Source organism: Nocardia sp. CA-135398 (genome assembly GCF_050955845.1).
Classification (GTDB): Bacteria; Actinomycetota; Actinomycetes; order Mycobacteriales; family Mycobacteriaceae; genus Nocardia.
The window spans coordinates 5,608,524-5,624,656 of sequence record NZ_CP192084.1; the positions used below are offsets into that span (position 1 = coordinate 5,608,524).

At 65.2% G+C, this 16,133-nt stretch carries 18 protein-coding genes; 8 read left to right on the plus strand and 10 right to left on the minus strand.

Going from position 1 to position 16,133, the window contains the following annotated elements:
- The first annotated feature begins 57 nt into the window (after positions 1 to 57).
- A complete protein-coding gene (locus ACQP1T_RS24425) occupies positions 58 to 582 on the plus strand; it encodes an Lrp/AsnC family transcriptional regulator (protein WP_433755377.1) in 525 nt (174 codons plus the stop codon).
- On the opposite strand, the gene ald is transcribed toward ACQP1T_RS24425, so the two are convergent.
- From ald to ACQP1T_RS24440, 3 genes are all read right to left on the minus strand, one after another.
- Positions 579 to 1,685 (minus strand): alanine dehydrogenase, encoded by a 1,107-nt coding sequence (gene ald / locus ACQP1T_RS24430; protein ID WP_433755378.1) that lies wholly within the window; start codon positions 1,683 to 1,685, stop codon positions 579 to 581. The genes ACQP1T_RS24425 and ald overlap by 4 nt on opposite strands.
- A gap of 311 nt (positions 1,686 to 1,996) precedes the next feature.
- On the minus strand, positions 1,997 to 2,974 hold the full coding sequence (locus ACQP1T_RS24435; RefSeq protein WP_433755379.1) for a quinone oxidoreductase family protein: 978 nt from the start codon (positions 2,972 to 2,974) through the stop codon (positions 1,997 to 1,999).
- Between the two features lie 53 nt (positions 2,975 to 3,027).
- Positions 3,028 to 3,768 carry a PP2C family protein-serine/threonine phosphatase gene (locus tag ACQP1T_RS24440; protein WP_433755380.1) on the minus strand — a complete coding sequence of 247 codons (741 nt, stop codon included), beginning with the start codon at positions 3,766 to 3,768 and terminating at the stop codon, positions 3,028 to 3,030.
- Positions 3,769 to 3,936: 168 nt separating this feature from the next.
- On the opposite strand from ACQP1T_RS24440, the gene ACQP1T_RS24445 reads away from it, so the two are divergent.
- Positions 3,937 to 4,761 (plus strand): class I SAM-dependent methyltransferase, encoded by an 825-nt coding sequence (locus tag ACQP1T_RS24445; protein WP_433755381.1) that lies wholly within the window; start codon positions 3,937 to 3,939, stop codon positions 4,759 to 4,761.
- An 81-nt stretch (positions 4,762 to 4,842) separates the two neighbouring features.
- Positions 4,843 to 5,034, plus strand: coding sequence for a hypothetical protein (locus ACQP1T_RS24450; protein ID WP_062987240.1), 192 nt, complete (start codon positions 4,843 to 4,845; stop codon positions 5,032 to 5,034).
- Between the two features lie 26 nt (positions 5,035 to 5,060).
- Here ACQP1T_RS24450 and ACQP1T_RS24455 read toward each other — a convergent pair whose 3' ends face one another.
- A complete protein-coding gene (locus ACQP1T_RS24455) occupies positions 5,061 to 5,459 on the minus strand; it encodes a hypothetical protein (protein WP_433755382.1) in 399 nt (132 codons plus the stop codon).
- Positions 5,460 to 5,633: 174 nt separating this feature from the next.
- Here ACQP1T_RS24455 and ACQP1T_RS24460 point away from each other — a divergent pair, with 174 nt between their 5' ends.
- Entirely contained in the window at positions 5,634 to 6,485 is an 852-nt protein-coding gene (locus tag ACQP1T_RS24460) for an alpha/beta fold hydrolase (RefSeq protein ID WP_433755383.1), read from the plus strand.
- 12 nt (positions 6,486 to 6,497) lie between these two features.
- Here the strand turns inward: ACQP1T_RS24460 and ACQP1T_RS24465 are convergent, their stop codons facing one another.
- Complete coding sequence (locus ACQP1T_RS24465) at positions 6,498 to 7,709, minus strand: FAD-dependent monooxygenase (RefSeq protein ID WP_433755384.1); 1,212 nt, start codon at positions 7,707 to 7,709, stop codon at positions 6,498 to 6,500.
- A 94-nt stretch (positions 7,710 to 7,803) separates the two neighbouring features.
- Between ACQP1T_RS24465 and ACQP1T_RS24470 the strand changes: the two genes are divergently transcribed.
- Positions 7,804 to 8,550 (plus strand): TetR family transcriptional regulator, encoded by a 747-nt coding sequence (locus ACQP1T_RS24470; RefSeq protein ID WP_433755385.1) that lies wholly within the window; start codon positions 7,804 to 7,806, stop codon positions 8,548 to 8,550.
- A gap of 190 nt (positions 8,551 to 8,740) precedes the next feature.
- Here ACQP1T_RS24470 and ACQP1T_RS24475 read toward each other — a convergent pair whose 3' ends face one another.
- Complete coding sequence (locus ACQP1T_RS24475; RefSeq protein ID WP_433755386.1) at positions 8,741 to 9,214, minus strand: YybH family protein; 474 nt, start codon at positions 9,212 to 9,214, stop codon at positions 8,741 to 8,743.
- A gap of 76 nt (positions 9,215 to 9,290) precedes the next feature.
- Positions 9,291 to 9,869 carry an NADPH-dependent FMN reductase gene (locus ACQP1T_RS24480; protein WP_433755387.1) on the minus strand — a complete coding sequence of 193 codons (579 nt, stop codon included), beginning with the start codon at positions 9,867 to 9,869 and terminating at the stop codon, positions 9,291 to 9,293.
- 164 nt (positions 9,870 to 10,033) lie between these two features.
- Here ACQP1T_RS24480 and sigJ point away from each other — a divergent pair, with 164 nt between their 5' ends.
- Entirely contained in the window at positions 10,034 to 10,924 is an 891-nt protein-coding gene (gene sigJ, locus ACQP1T_RS24485; RefSeq protein ID WP_433755388.1) for an RNA polymerase sigma factor SigJ, read from the plus strand.
- A gap of 34 nt (positions 10,925 to 10,958) precedes the next feature.
- Here the strand turns inward: sigJ and ACQP1T_RS24490 are convergent, their stop codons facing one another.
- Positions 10,959 to 11,771 carry a class I SAM-dependent methyltransferase gene (locus tag ACQP1T_RS24490; protein ID WP_433755389.1) on the minus strand — a complete coding sequence of 271 codons (813 nt, stop codon included), beginning with the start codon at positions 11,769 to 11,771 and terminating at the stop codon, positions 10,959 to 10,961.
- Positions 11,772 to 11,893: 122 nt separating this feature from the next.
- On the opposite strand from ACQP1T_RS24490, the gene ACQP1T_RS24495 reads away from it, so the two are divergent.
- Positions 11,894 to 12,499, plus strand: a complete 606-nt coding sequence (locus tag ACQP1T_RS24495) for a TetR/AcrR family transcriptional regulator (protein ID WP_433755390.1) — start codon at positions 11,894 to 11,896, stop codon at positions 12,497 to 12,499.
- A gap of 184 nt (positions 12,500 to 12,683) precedes the next feature.
- A complete protein-coding gene (locus ACQP1T_RS24500) occupies positions 12,684 to 13,628 on the plus strand; it encodes a hypothetical protein (protein WP_433755391.1) in 945 nt (314 codons plus the stop codon).
- A gap of 63 nt (positions 13,629 to 13,691) precedes the next feature.
- On the opposite strand, the gene ACQP1T_RS24505 is transcribed toward ACQP1T_RS24500, so the two are convergent.
- Positions 13,692 to 14,912 (minus strand): cytochrome P450 family protein, encoded by a 1,221-nt coding sequence (locus ACQP1T_RS24505; RefSeq protein WP_433755392.1) that lies wholly within the window; start codon positions 14,910 to 14,912, stop codon positions 13,692 to 13,694.
- 8 nt (positions 14,913 to 14,920) lie between these two features.
- Positions 14,921 to 16,129 (minus strand): cytochrome P450, encoded by a 1,209-nt coding sequence (locus ACQP1T_RS24510; RefSeq protein WP_433755393.1) that lies wholly within the window; start codon positions 16,127 to 16,129, stop codon positions 14,921 to 14,923.
- Between the last annotated feature and the right edge of the window lie 4 nt (positions 16,130 to 16,133).

Consider the following 16,133-nt stretch of genomic DNA (forward strand, 5'->3'; position numbering starts at 1 on the left):
ACGATCCTAACGCAACGACCGGCCCTGTATCGAATGATCTTCGATACAGTGGGCCTGGTGAGGAAGATTGATTCGCCGATCGGACCGGCGGTCGGTGCCGTGCGGACCGCGCCCGGTCCGGCGGTGCAGTTGGACGATATCGACCGGATTCTGCTCGATCAGCTCGCACGGGACGGGCGCATGACCAATAGCGCGCTCGCCGATGTCGCGGGTATCGCGCCGTCGACGTGTCTGGGGCGGGTGCGGTCGCTGGTGGAGCGCGGGGTGATTCGCGGATTCCACGCCGATATCGATCCGGCCGCGCTCGGCCGGAATCTGCAGGCCATGATCGCGGTTCGGGTCCAGGCCAACGCCCGTCCGCACCTCGCCGAGTTCGGGGAGCAATTGGCCGTACTCGACGAAGTGCTGAACGTCTATTTCATCGCCGGTGCCGACGATTATCTGATCCATGTCGCCACGGCCGACACCGAGGGACTTCGGGTCTTCGTGCTGGAACACCTGAGCGCACATCCCGCGGTCGCCTCCACCGAGACGATTCTCATCTTCGAGCACGTGCGCCCGCGAACCAGCCCGATGGGTTAGGCGGCCAACCTCTCCGCGGCGTAATTGTGCGCGGCCGCAACGGATTCGGACAGCAGGTGGCCGCGGTGCGTGCTCAGACCGGCGGCCAGGCCCTGATCCGCGGCGACCGCATCGCGCCAGCCGCGCTCGGCGAGCGAAATCGCGTACGGCAGTGTGGCATTGGTGAGTGCGACGGTCGAGGTGTACGGCACCGCGCCGGGCATATTGGCGACACAGTAGAAGACCGAATTGTGCACTAGGTAGGTCGGCTCGGCATGGGTGGTCGGGCGCGAATCCGCGAAGCAACCGCCCTGATCGATGGCGATATCGACCAGCACCGAACCCGGCTTCATCTGTGCGACCAGGTCATTGGACACCAGCGTCGGCGCCTTCGCGCCGGGTACCAGCACCGCGCCGATCACCAGATCCGCCTCCCGGACCAGACTCTCCACCTCGAACCTGTTGGAAATGATGGTCCGCACCTGCCCGCGATACTGCTCGTCCAGCGCACGCAGGCGCGCGATATTGAGATCCAGCACCGTCACATCCGCGTGCATACCGACCGCGACCGCGATCGCGTTGCTCCCCGAAACACCGCCGCCCAGCACGACAACCTTTGCCGGGCGCGCACCCGGCACACCACCCATCAGCACACCGCGGCCACCGCCGCTGCGCATCAGGTGATACGCGCCGGCCTGCGGCGCCAGCCGTCCCGCGACCTCGCTCATCGGGGCGAGCAGCGGCAGCGATCCATCCTTACCGGTGACGGTCTCGTAGGCGATCGAGGTGATCCCGGAGTTCAGCAGCGCGTCGGTGCACCCCTTGGATGCCGCCAGATGCAGATAGGTGAACAGCACCTGCCCCTGCCGCATGCGCGAATACTCCTCGGCCACCGGCTCTTTCACCTTGAGCACCATTTCCGCGGTGCCCCAGACCTCATCGGCGGTATCCAGCACCCGCGCCCCGACGGCCGCATACGCCATATCCTCGAACGCCGACCCCTGACCGGCACCGGCCTCGATGTACACCTCGTGTCCGCGCGAAACCAGCTCGTGCACCCCGGCGGGTGTGCACGCGACCCGGTACTCGTGGTTCTTGACCTCGCGGGGAATTCCGATCTTCATCAACACTCCTGTACGTCGATCCGGCGGATTGGCGACATGTGATCCGTTCGATCACCTGGGTGTAAGTATGAAGATCATGCAAGATCAGGTCCATATCGGTGAAGATAGTTCTCTAGATTACGTGTGGAGCACCCTGATATTCACATTCGAGAACCAGCTGGAGTTCCGATTCGAAACATATTCGGACTCGCGCTGCGGGATCCGACCGGTAGCCCACTCGTGACTCATCGCATGGAAGCGCTTCGCGATTCTTCCGTCGACGGACAGATCGTCATCGCCGCAGTCGATCGACGCCGCGTCGACAAATGACGTCAGCCGTGGACCGCAAGTACCAGCTTGCCCGTCGAGGCACGGCTCGCCATCAACCGATGCGCCTCGGCGACCTCGGACAGCGGAAACTCCGCGGTGATCGGCAGCTCCACCTTCCCCGCCGTGACCAGCCGGAAGGCTCGATCGGCAATCTCGCGCAGTACCTGCGGCGCATCAGCGGTAAGGCCGAGGATCGAGAATCCGGAGATCGACAGACCCCTCGGGTAGAGCTCGGGCTGGCCGATCTGCCAGCCCGGCTCACCACTGGCATTGCCGTAGGAGATCAGCCGACCGAACATCGCCAGCGATTCGAGACCGCGCCGCAAGGTCTGCCCGCCGACCGGGTCGAGCACGACATCGACACCGCGTCCACCGGTCGCCACCCGGACATCGGTCTCGAAGGTTTCGGCCAGGAAGGCGTCGTCGTAACCGAGCTTGCGCGCGTACTCCGCCTTGGCCTCGCTGGAGACCACGCCGTATACCGCGCCTGCCCCGGTCAACTTGGCCACCTGGCCGACCACGGTGCCCACCCCGCCCGCCGCGGCCTGCACCAGCACGGTCTCCCCCGGCTGCAACTTACCGACGGTATTGATCAGTGCGTAAGCGGTCGGCAGTACCGTGGGAAGCGTTGCGGCCGTACGCAAATCGACGCCGTCCGGCACCGCGAACACCGTCGCGGCGGTGACCACGGCGACCTCGGCGTAAGCGCCGCCCTCGGTGATCGCGGCCACCGACTGGCCGACCGTGAACCCGTCGACATCGGCGCCGATCGAGCGCACCCGCCCGGAAAGTTCGAGTCCCGGCACGAATGGCAGATCCCGGACCCGATATCCCACCGAACGCGCCTGCAGGTCGGCGAAGTTCACCCCGACGAATTCGACATCGATCGCGACCTCACCGGGACCCGGCTCCGGCGCATCCAGCTCCACCTGCCGCAACACCTCGGGTCCGCCCAGTTCACTGATCTGAATCGCCCGCATAACCCCACACTCCACTAGACACACCGACGAGATAGTTCTAGCAGGAATTGGGATCAGCGGCAGTCCACGACCAGTGCGGTGGCGTTGTCGGTGCTACCGGCCTGTAATGCGTTGTCGACTAAGGTTTCCGCACAATTGGCCGCGGTTTCGCCCGCGACCAGTATCGACTTGATCGCGACCATATCGAGCCGCTTGTGCACACCGTCGGTGCTCAACAGCAGTCGGCCCCGGCTCGATCCGGTGGCGGCGCGGCCGATGACCTCCGAACTCGCGGTGCGGGTGGAGGTGGTGACGAGGTGATCCATCCGGTTCGCCGGGCGAATCCCCCTGGCGCGCATGAACTCCGCGACGGTGTGGTCGGTGGTTATCTGATGCAGCACCCGACCGTTCCAGCGGTAGGCGCGACAGTCGCCGACCCAGGCGATATCGCAGGGGCCGTCGGGCTGATCGACGGCGGGCAGCACGGCGACCACGAGCACACTGTCGGCTTGCTCCTCCGGGAATTCACGCAGCAACTCCTGTCGGGCCGCGATCACACCGGCCAGCGCGCCGCTGCCCGCACCGATCCGCGCGGCGACCGAGGCCGCGGCGCGCGCCGCCCTGGCCGCGGGCAGGTTGTCGCCGACCCCGTCGGCGACAACGAATGCGGTGCGCCCGACCGCGGGGTCGGTGTAGGTGGCGAAGGCGTCGGCATTGAGCGAACGCCGCCCACGGGTGCTCACCACACCGGGCGTAATACCGCCGCGCCCTACCGGCTCCGGGCGGACGATGGCGATCGAAGCGGTTGTCTGCAAGGTCTGACCTCCTCGGGCTGGACCTGCCCCCTCGCTGCCGATCCGCACAACTCTGTAACTCCAGTGAACCTCGGTTTTCCGTGTACCGTGCCAAAATTACGTGAGGGAATCCTGTGAATCGTCGGCGCATCCGCCGTGGGGGTGCCGCTCCCGAAATACGATGGGCCGGTGGACAGCGACGACGGCCTGGATCAGCTGCTGGCGAACCGCGGTAACTGGGATGCCCGTGCCCCGATTCACGCGGCCAGCGATTTCTATCGCGATCGCGATTCGTCGTATTGGTTCGCGCCCTTCGAATGGGACATCCTCGGTGACGTGCGCGACCGCGATGTGCTGCATCTGCAGTGCCATCTCGGTACGGAGACAATCGAATTCGCCAAACGCGGGGCCATGGCGGTCGGTCTCGACTTCTCGCCCGCCTCGATTCGGCACGCTGGAGAACTCGCCGCCGATGCCGTCGAGTACGTCTGCGCCGATGTATACGATGCGCCGAATGCGCTGGGGCACAGGCAATTCGATATCGTCTACACCGGCAAGGGCGCGCTCTGCTATCTGCCCGACCTGCCGCGCTGGGCGTCGGTACTCGCCGAACTGCTGCGCCCAGGCGGCCTGGTGTACATCGTCGAATTCCACCCGCTGCTGCACTCGCTCGGACCAACGCCACCCGCCGGGGTCGATCCGGATTCGCTTGTCCTGCACGATGATTATCTTGAAGGACGTGGCGCCCAGCGTCGGGTCAGCGACCACACCTACACCGACGGTCCCGCACTGACCAGCGACACTACGGTTTACGAATGGCGCCACGGGCTCGGCGAGGTGATCAATGCCCTGATCGGCGCGGGCCTGCGCATTACCGATCTCACCGAAACCGAGATGTTGCCGTGGCCGCGCTGGTCCCGCATGATCCGCACCGACAACGGCTGGTTCCGGCTCCCGCCGACGGACCCGATCCTCCCGTTGTTGTACGGATTGGCGGCCACCAAACCGGCCTAGCCGCAGCGTATCCCGCAACTTTGCTACACGATAGCCACCGCACTCTTTACACTGCGACGATCCACATCGAGGGAGCGTCGAGTGTCCACTACCGTTCAGGTCTTGTTCGTTGTCGTCGCCGTGCTCGTCGGCATCATCGTCGCGGTGATTTCCGGAATCCTGTCCAAGGTCAGCGGCTCGCCCGCGGGCATCGTGATCCGCGACGGCGGCGTCGCCTTCGCGGGTACGGCCGGTCTGACCCTGCTACTACTCAAGGCCATCGGGGTGCTCTGAGCACCCCGAGGCCGAATAGCCTGATTTCAGCTACCGAACACGACGCAGGCGAAGCCGACGTGTACGCCGGTGCCGACGCGGACGTCCACCGTCCCGATGGGCGTGACATCCGGGGCCTGCACGGCGCTGAGCGTATGCGGGCCGGTGGTCTTCGGGATCCAGGTCAGCAGCGCGATGCCGCCCTGCGGGCGGACCACACCGAACAGCACGCCGTTGTCGTAGAAGGAAACGAGTTCGGCAGCGTTGTTCACATAGGCCTCAGCGGTGGCCGGACAGTCGGTGCCATAGTTGGTCGCCAGGCCGTAGTTCGAATCCGGCATCACCCCAACTCTGGTCACCACGGCATTCGCCGTCGGCGCGGTCCAGGCGAGTGCGGCGATCGCGGTGCCGAGTACGGTCGCGGTCGTGATCGTTCGGTAGCTCATGATTCGGTCCTCGTCGTGCGGTGCCGAGTTGCCAGCGCAGATCATAGATAGTCGCCAAGGCACTGCGTCCTGAATCGCCCAGCGTTTCGCAATTATGTACCCGTTGGTTGGTTTTACGCGCCGATAGCGGCGTCATTCACGAACCGAGCTAGAACGTGTTCTAACGTGTCGGGTATGGACGTGACATACGAAGGCACGAAACGGGAGCTCGCCACCGATCAGGGCGTGCTGCGCTATCACGAGGCGGGCGACGGGCCGCCGCTGTTACTGCTGCACGGCTCCGGGATCGGCGTGAACGGGTGGCGTAACTATCGCGGGAATCTCGCCGTCTTCGCCGAGCACTTCCACTGCTACATCCTCGAATTTCCCGGCTTCGGCGTAAGCGACCCGGTCGACGGACATCCTGTGCTGACCGCGGGCGCGGCGGTGCTGCGGTTCATGGACGGGCTCGGCATCGAATCGGCGGCCATGATCGGCAATTCGATGGGTGGTGTCGTCGCGGCGAATCTGGCGATTCAGCATCCGCAGCGGGTGCGCAAGCTGGTCACCATCGGCGGGATCGGTCCGAATATCTTCAGCTCCAGTCCGAGCGAAGGGATTCGGCTACTGCAGGAATTCGCCGACAAACCCGATCGGGACAAGCTGCTGCGCTGGTTGCGGGCCATGGTCTACGACCCCGCGGTGATCACCGATGAGATCATCGAAGAACGCTGGGCGGCCGCGCAGCATCCGGACACCCAGAAGACCGCCGCCATGATGTACGGCTCGACCGCATGGGCCATGCAGCAGAAGTTCCTGGCGAATTCGAATACGCCGCCCTATTGGTCCATGCTGCACAAGGTGCAGTGCCCGACCCTGCTCACCTGGGGTCTGGACGACCGGGTCAGTCCGCCGGATATGGCGCTGGTGCCGATGCGGCAGATTCCCGACGCGGAACTACATGTGTTCCCGAACAGCGGGCACTGGGTCATGATCGAGGCGAAGGCCGCGTTCGAACGCGCCACCCTGGAATTCCTCCGGCGCTGAGCTCAGCGGTCCCTATGCCGGACGGCAGGCCCTGGCAGTGACCGGAATCTCGGGGTATTCGGGCAAGGACTCGTTCGTCTTCGGTGCCATGATGCGTTCCATACCTGCCATGGACTCCAGCACGGGAAGTCGCGTCAAGGTATTCCGAATTGCCATGCCCGAGCGGGTTTTCGGCACCATCAGCCGCAGGTTGGGTCCGATTTGCTGTTTGCGGTCGACCAGTGCGCGGTGGCTCTGCTCATAGCGGCGAAAACCGGTGCGGTAGTCGCCTTTCGCGGCGGCGAGTGCTCCGGCGAGCCGGTATGCGCCGACGAGGGCGAGTTCGGCACCGGCTCCGGACGCGGGCGAGGCGCAATAGGCGGCGTCACCGACCAGGGCGATGCGACCGGTCGACCAGGAATCCATCTGGACCTGGCCGAGGGAGTCGAAATACAGGTCCGGGTCGGCGAGCACGCCGTCGAGCAGCTGTGCCACGTGCCACGCGGATTCCGTGCCGAAACGGTCCGTCAGCACTGTGCGGGCCACAGAGGTATCCCGCGGATCGATGTCGAGCAACGGGCTGCGGAACATGAAGTACGCCTTGGCCTGTGCGTGATTGCCGGAACGGTAGATGCCCGCCATCGCGCCCGGGGTGTTGTAGACGCTGACCCACCGGTCGGGCCCGAGCGCGGCATCGGCGTTACCGAAGGCGAAGTAGTGGTCGAGGTGGCGGACGAAATTCGATTCCGGGCCGAAGACCAGGCGTCGCACGGTCGAGTGCAGGCCGTCCGCGCCGATGACCAGGTCGAACCGCCGCTGCGCGGCGTGTTCGAAGGTGACGGTGACGCCGTCGTCGTCCTCATCCAGGGCCCGAATCGAATCGCCGAACAGGTATTCCACCTCGGTGTTGCTGTGGCGCAGGATTCGGACCAGATCGCCGCGCATGACCTCCACCTCGGCGCTGCCGTACTTGTCCTTGATCTTCTGCATATTCACCTGGGCGATGGGATCGCCGACGGCGTTCACGAACCGCATACCGGCGACATCGGCGGCCGCCGAACGGATCTGCGCCATGATGCCCATGCGCTCGGCGACCTCGATCGCTTGATCCCGAACGTCCACCCCCTGGCCACCGACGCGCAGCCCGGCCGCGCGCTCGACGATGGTGGGCTGGAAACCGTGCCGCACAAGCCAATACGCCAGTGTCTCTCCGGCGATGCTCGCACCGGAGATCAGAATCCGCATTGCCCACTCCTTGTCTCGAAATATCTGACCGTTGGTCAGTGACGTCACTGTAGGACGCTGACCAACGGTCAGTCAAGCGGTAGGATCGGTCGCCATGGCCGACGATTCGCGTGCCCGCATCCTGCGCACCGCGCTCGACCTGTTCGCCGAGCGCGGATATCACACGGTTTCCGTGCGCGAGATCGCCGAACAGGTCGGGCTGACGAAAACCGCTGTGCTCTACCACTTCCCGAATAAGAGCGATATCGTCGCCGCGCTCGTCGAGCCGCTGCTGGTCGACAGCGAAGCGGCGCTCGCGGCGGCGGCACGCGGGCGGGATGCGCGGGCGCGGCGCTGGTCGGTGGTGACCGGACTGCTAGAGGTGTGGCTTTCACATGGTCAGCTCCTGCGGATGCAAATGCAGGACCAGGCCTTATCCGCCGACGAGGCCACCTTCGCGCGATTGCGGACGATCGCACTGTCGGCACAGGAACTGATCGCCGGGCCGCGAGCCGATTTCACCACCCGAGTGCGGGCCGCGCAGGTCTATGCGGCACTGAGCGATCCGGTGGTCATCTTCGCGGACCGGCCCGCAGACGAGTTGCGCGAGGCGATTCTCGATGGCGCCCGGCGGTTACTCGGCGATTCGGCCGCCCAAAGCGATCCAGTCCCTCTACCGGCCGCGGTGCCTACGACCAGCCCGAACCGTCGAGGCCGCCCCGGTGCAATGACCTCGGAAATGATCGAATCCGCTCGCCGCATGCGAGATTCCGGCCGTCCGATCGAGGAGATCGCCGCCGAGTTCGACGTCTCACGCGCCACCCTGTACCGACGCTTGAGCAAACAGACGAGCGAATTATGAGATTCTTTTCGAGACGGCGGGTTCGAGATACCGCGCTTCGTGTGCACTCAGCGGACTCCGTACCTCAGCCACAGCCGCCGCGCTGACACTCGTCGTGTCAGCGCAGCAACCGGTTGCGGAAAAATGCAACCGGGCACCGTGGGCAGCGGTGAGCAGCTCCATGGCCGCAACCTGCCCGCGACGTCCCGGCTCAGGGCACGAGGTCGGCCACTCCTCTGCCGGTCGAAATGTCGAACGGCACGGAAACCTGGTCGTGCGTGATCACCCAATCGCCGTCGATCTTCCGGAAGCCGAAAGTGACCCGGACCCACATACCGCTCGTCGCCGTTCCGTGCTTCAGCGTGCCGCTCAGTCGACCGAAGCCGTGCCCGAATGCCACCTCATCGCCCACCGTGAGTGTCAGGTCGCGAACCTCATAAGTCACCTCTTGGAAGACCATGAACACCTTCGCCCAGTTCTCCAATTTCGCGGCTATACCGACATGCTGCAGCGGCGGCTCGACGTCGAAGGACACGACATCAGTCGTGTACAGCTGCCTCAGGGCCTCGAGATCCTTTTCTCGGATTCCCGCGACTAGCTTGTCGACGTGCCGCGCGATCTCGGCTTCGTCTACCTCGCGTTGGGTAGGCGTGGCTGTGCCAACTTCGGAATCGTTCGAAGTCATCGGACTCTCCAATCGAGAAATTTCTGACCGCAAGACGGTCCTTCGTGGTTTCGAAAGTGATTCGCCGGGAACGGGTTCAGCCGACGGTGACCGGTGACTCGGCGCGCAGCGGCGCGAGTGCGGTGCTCCAGGCGATGACCTGATCCAGTGTCTTGTTCAGGGCGGCGACATGGTGGTCACGCGGTGTGAACGTGGTGTGGTTCTCGAAATCGGTGAGCACCGAGATCGCGACCTGATAACCCACATCGGCCATGCCCAACGTGCCGCAGACCGTCCGCAGTTGCACTACCGCGCGGGCGCCGCCACTCACACCGTAGGAGACGAATCCGACCGCCTTGTCGGTCCATTCCGCGCACAGATGGTCGATGGCGTTCTTCAGCACCCCGGGGACACCGCCGTTGTATTCCGGTGTCACGAACACGAAGCCGTCGAACGGGGCGATCCGCTCGGCCCAGGCGCGGGTGTGCTCATGGACCGATGGGCCGAACATCGGCGGCGCGGGCTCGTCCAGATGCGGCAGCGGGTGGTCGCGCAGATCGATCAGTTCGAACTCGGCGTCGCCGCGCTGCGATGCCGTGTCCAGAACCCACTGCGCGACCTGCGGGCCCTTGCGGTTGGGCCGGGTACTGCCGAGGATGATGCCAATTCTGATCATTTTCCGAACTCCTGCTTTGCTGACAGTGTCATGACCTTCCGACGACACAGCCGTCCGGAATGTCAGGCCGCCCGACCACTCCTCATCGAGACGCTTCGCGTCGCTCACATTTCTGGTCGCTGATTCGTCGATTTCGGTGAGGACACAGACCGAAGGAGCCGACCATGACCGACCCGCACCTGCCCGCGGTGATCAGCGAACGCCGTCAACTGCTCAATCTCGCCTACCGGCTGCTCGGCTCGCTGGCCGAGGCCGAGGATGTGGTGCAGGAGACCTACACGCGCTGGTACGCACTGTCCGAGCGGCAGCGGCGGGAGGTGGCCGCGCCCGGCGCGTGGTTGACGACGGTCGCCAGCCGGATCTGCCTCGATCTGCTCGGCTCGGCGCGCGCCAGGCGGGAACGCTATGTGGGCGAATGGATTCCGGAGCCGGTACCCGGCCGTTCCGAATGGTTCGGCGGTCCCGTCCCGGCCGATCCCGCCGACCGGGTCACCCTCGACGAGTCGATCAGTATGGCCTTCCTCGTCGTGCTGGATTCCATGACGCCAGCCGAGCGGGTGGCGTTCGTCTTGCACGATGTCTTCCGTTACTCCTTCGCCGAGGTCTCCGACATCGTCGGCCGCAGCCCCGCGGCTTGTCGCCAGCTCGCCTCCTCCGCCCGCCGCCGCATCCGCACTTCGCAGAGTCCGCCGCCAACCCAACGCGCCGAAGTCGTCCGGGACTTCAAACGGGCCTGGGAGACGAGAGATATCCAGGCGCTGATCGGCCTGCTCGATCCGCAGGCGACCGCGACGGCCGACAGCGGCGGCCTGGCTCCGGCCTTCCTCCACCCGATCACCGGCGGCGAGCAGATCGCCCGCGCCTGGATCGATATCGCCGCCCGCGGTCCCGAGGTCGTACTGCTCGAGCGCACGGTGAACGGCCAACCCGGCTTGGTGGCTCAGCTCGCCGACACCATCGTGTCGGTCTACGCCTTCGACATCGAAGACGGCCGGATCACCCGCATCTGGGCCATTCGGAACCCGGAGAAACTGCGGCCGTGGACAACCAGCTGACTGATCGGTGAGACCGCGATGTCCGCGTGGCCGATTACCGCACCGCGCGGGCGATAACCTGGACGGCCCGGAGGGTGCCGTCAGCCAGGCCGCGGGTCAGGTTCTCGGCCTTCTCGGCGAAGTTCGGGACGAAGGCATGCAGCCCAATGGGATCGGGTGGCGAGTCCAGTATCGCCCGCATGGTCGCGGCCGCTTGTTCGGTGCGGTCATTGCACTGCTCGATCACGAAACCCGCTGTCTGGATCGCCCCGCGCAACGCATTGGAAGTCACCAGATGGCTCTGTTCCGGTCGCTCGGCCCAGGGCAACGGATAGCCGGGGTCGCCGCCGGAACCCGCGGTGATATCCCAGATCGCGAGTAGGCCGCCCGCGACCAGGACCCGACGGGCCTCTCGGTAGAGCAGGTCCTTGTCGGCGACATTCATCTGCACGTGCTGGCTGAAGGTCACATCGAAACTGCCGTCGGCGAAGGGCAGCGCGGTGACGTCGGCTCGGTGCACCGCGATCCGATCCCGCAGTCCGACAAGCTCATTGAGCCACTCGGCGGTATCGCAATAGTCGGCGGTCAGATCCACGGCGGTCACCGGGCAACCGCATCGGTCCGCGATGAAACGGGCGGTCCCGCCGATCCCGCTACCGGCGTCGAGCACCCGGCTGCGCTGCGTGAGGCCGGTCAGGTCCACCAGTTGATATGTGGCGATGCGACCCATGGTGTGAAAGTCCTCGACCAACGCGACATCTTCGAGCCGGAGTTTGCCGAGGTCCCTGCCCGCGGCGATCAGAGCGCGTTCGATGCCGAGCCGGGAGATGCCGGTCGCATAAGGGGTGTCGATCGAAATATCCTTCATTCCAGCCCTTTTCGGTATACGACGACATACTGACCAGGAAAGTAACCACTGGTCACATATTCGAGTATGCGACCCCGATGTGACCGCTGTCAACATGTCTGCCGATATGCGATCCTGTCGGCATGAGCAAGCCCTACCACCACGGCGCGTTGCGCTCAGCCCTCATCGAGGCGGGCGTGGCATTGGCACGGGACGGCGGACCGGACCGGGTGATTCTGCGTGAAGTCGCCCGCACTGCCGGGGTTTCGCATTCGGCGGCCTACCGCCATTTCGCCGACCGTGAGGCACTGCTCGCCGAAGTGGCGGGCCACGCCCGCGGCGCGCTCGCCGCCGAGATGAGTCGCCGCATCGCCCGCAGCCGGGACCCACGCCGACGGCTGCACGCCGTCGGCACCGCATACATCGATTTCGCACTGAACCAGCCCGGGCTGTTCCGCACGGCATTCGGCGTGCACGCCGAACCCGCGGCCTCGCCGGAACCGCATACCGGCAGCACCAACCCCTACGAAATCCTCGGCCGCGTACTCGACCAGGCGCAGTCGGCCGGACTACTCCATCCCGAACGCAGACCCGGCGCGGAAATCGCCGCTTGGTCGGCGGTCCACGGGCTGGCCTGTCTGCTTATCGACGGCCCGCTATCGACCGATCCAGCCGCCATCGAATTCGCGGTCGGGCGGGTGCACGACCTCATCGACCGAGGACTGCTCGATCAGCAGCCGGACACCTAGCGGATGCGCGCACAGCCGTGATGTCCCGACTACCACGGCCCTGGACATTCTCGAACAGGATGGATGGACCTGGTGTGCCCGCTGCCGAGCCTTCGGCACGCGAATCACGGTCCGGAGCAACGGAATCGCCGCCGATTGCGCATATGCGACCTATCGCCCCGACAAGGGGACTAGTCTGCGGCGCATGGCAGTTACCTGGCCGGACGAAATCGACGATGTATTGCGTGGCGATCTCACCGCTGGATTGGCCTATATCACTCCGGCCGGTGGAGCGGTGGTGACCGCGGTATCGCCGATCGGGATGCGGGACCGGGAGTTGGGGACGGTCGGGTTCACGACCTCGCTCGGGTTCGGTCGCAAACTGGAGCGGATCAAACGGGAGCCGAAGGTCGCGCTCGCGTATCACGCGCGCGAGCACGGTCTGGGTGATCAACACAATCAGAGCTTCGTGCTGGTGCAGGGCATGGCGACCTTCGACGCCGAGCCCGATCAGGAAGCCCTCGACCGCATCGGCGAGCAGGCGACGCCCTATCTGGGCGCACCGCGACGCGGCCGCTTGTGGGATCGCTGGCTCAGCGCGTACTACACCGACCGGGTGGTGGTGACGGTCGCGGTCACCCGCATCATCGCCTGGCCAGATCTTGATGCGACCGGCGAACCGGAAGTATTCGGCGAACCGCTGCCCAGCACCGCTGACTCGCAGCAGCCGCCCGCCAACGGCACCGGCCCTCGGGTCGACAGCGCCAAGGCCGCCGCACGCGCCACGAAACTGCCGCACTGCCTGCTCGCCTACCGCCAGTCCGACGGCTATCCGGTCGTGGTCCCCGCGCACGTCACCGGGTCGAGCGAGGCGGGCGTAAACCTCACGGTCCCAGCGGAAGTCGCCCAGGGCGGCCGGCGCGCCGGCCTGCTCGCCCACACCTACCGCCCACAACTCGTCGGCCTCGAATGCCGCCAGCACACCGGCTGGATCGAAATCGACGGCACCGACGCGACCTACGCACCGCACACCGAATCCGGTTTCCTCGCACCCCCGAACAAGACACTGCTCTTGCTGGCCAACGGATTGATGGCCCGGCGCGGACTGGCCCGAGCCCGAAAACAGGGCCGTATCGACGCCCTGCGCTGACCCTGGAAAGGCACGAACCCCCTCCCGATCGAAATCGGAAGGGGGCCCGGTATTTCAGGTGGACTAATTCAGTGTAACCGGCAGCCTGGCATGCCCATTGGAGATGAAGCTGACCACCGTGCCCAGCTCGGAGGTGTCCGCCGCCAGCCGCATATTCGGAAAGCGCGCGAAGATCGCGGGCAACGACACCAGCGCCTCGAGCCGAGCCAACGGCGCACCAAGGCAATGGTGCACGCCGTATCCGAAAGCCAAGTGGTCCTTACTGTCTCGGGCCACATCGAATTGATCGGCGGTGGCACCGTGCACTTTCGGATCACGGTTGGCGGCCGCGTACGAGGCGAGAATCGGCTCACCCTTGGCGATATGCACCCCGTCGATCTCGATATCGTCCACCGCGAACCGCAGCGGCAGATGTGCGACCGGCGCTTCGAACCGCAGCGCCTCCTCGACCAGATCGGCCCAGCTGGCACGTTCCTCGATTACCGCGTCGCGCTGCGCCGGATTGGTCAGCAACGCGAAGATCGCCTGGTCGAGCAAGTTGACCGTGGTCTCGTGCCCGGCGCTGATGACGAGCAGTAGCGTATCGATCAATTCCTGCTCGGTGAGCTGGGATCCGTCGTCCTCGTCGCGGTGTGAGATCAGCAGACTCGTCATATCGTCGCCGGGATGGCCGCGCCGATACGCCACCAATTCACCGAGAATCCGGTACATCTCCATGTAGTTCGCCTGCGACTCTTCCGGACCGAGCGAGGTGTCGAAAATACCGTCGACGCATTTGCGCAAGCCCGGATTGAGCTCCTCGGGCACACCCATCAATTCGGAAATGACCTGAATCGGTAGCGGATACGCGAAACCCTCACGCAGATCGACCGGTTCGCCCGCTGGCGCCTTGGCGAGTTCGGCGAGCAGGTCCTCGGTGATCCGCTCGATCTGCCCACGCATGGCCTCGGTGCGCCGATGGGTGAATGCGGGCGCGACCAACTTGCGCAGCCGTTTGTGGTCCGCACCGTAGGCGGTGAACATATTGTTGACCGCGACCCACAGGAAAAGCGGCCAGTCCTGCGGGATCTCACCATTGATGAAGGCGGGCCAGTGCTGGCTCGCATCCTTGGACACCCGCGCGTCGACGAGCAGCTTCTTCAGCAGCCCGGCATCGGTCACCGACCAGGCCCGCACACCGCCGGGCAATTCCACCAGCGCCACCGGCCCACGCTCGCGCAGGCGTGCGGACTCGCCCTGGATATCGGTTCCCGTCAGATCCAGGGTAATAGGTTGTTGCGCCACAGATCTCCTTAAAGCATGGCTAGCGGAGGGGATTTGGGAAAGGTGACGGGCAGGGACACCAGGGCCCTATGGAACGGTCCCGGGCGCCAGCCGAGTTGTTCGGGCTCTATCGCCAAACGCATTTCGGGGAGTGCGTCGAGCAGTTGGTCGATGGCGTCCTGGACGATGAGATAGGCCACCGACCGCGCCGGGCAGGAATGTGGGCCCACACTCCACGCCAGATGCGAACGGTTGGGCCCGAATTCGCTCACCCCGACGGCGGGATCGTTATTGCATCCGGACATGCTGATGACGACCGGTTGGTGAGCGGGCAGCCAGACGCCGTCGATGAGAATCGGCTGTCTCGGATAGGAGACGCAGTAGTTCGCCATCGGCGGGTCGGTGAACAGCACTTCGTCGAGTGCGTCCCGGGTGGAAAGACTTCCACCGTGCACGTTGCCCGCGAACCGGTCGTCGGTCATCATCAGCAGCAGTGTGTTGGTGATCAGATTCTGCTGCGGTTCGATGCCCGCGCCGTAGATGGTGACGAGCTGGTGGATCATCTCCTCGTCCGAGAGCACGGTCGGATGCGCGATCAGCCGCGAGGTGATGTCGTCGCCGGGAATGCTGCGCTTCTGCGTGACGAGTTCGAACAGCGCGTCGGTGAGCATCGCATTGCCCTTATCGGCGTTGACACCCTCGAAGATCGCCGCCATCCCGGTGGCGACCTGCTGGCCGATCTCCGCCGGGCAGCCGAGCATCACATTCAGCACCTGGAAGCTGAGCGGAAATGCGTACTGGCTGATCAGGTCGGCCGCGCCGTCACCGCAGAAGGCATTGATCAGCGGGACGGCGACCTTTTCGACGACGGCATGCAATGCGTGCAGATCGATTTCGCCGAGGCTTGCCGCATTCGCCTGCCGATAGCGCAAATGCTCGTTTCCCGCGCTGCGCAAGGCATTCGGGCGCCATTCCAGCATCGGCAGGACCGGGCATTCGCCGGGAATATCCTGCTGCCAGGTGCGTGGATCCGCCGGAAAGTGGTCGGGATCGTTGAGGATTCGTACGGCGGTGTGATAGCCGATCACCAAGGTGGCCGGTACACCCGGGGATAGGTCGACCGGTACCAGAGATCCGTACTGGCGGCGCATTTCCCGATACGCGCGGTGCGGATCTGCTGCGAACTCCTCGGAGTAGAGCGGTACGCGCGGGCCGTCGGTATCGATCGGCGACCCCAACGCG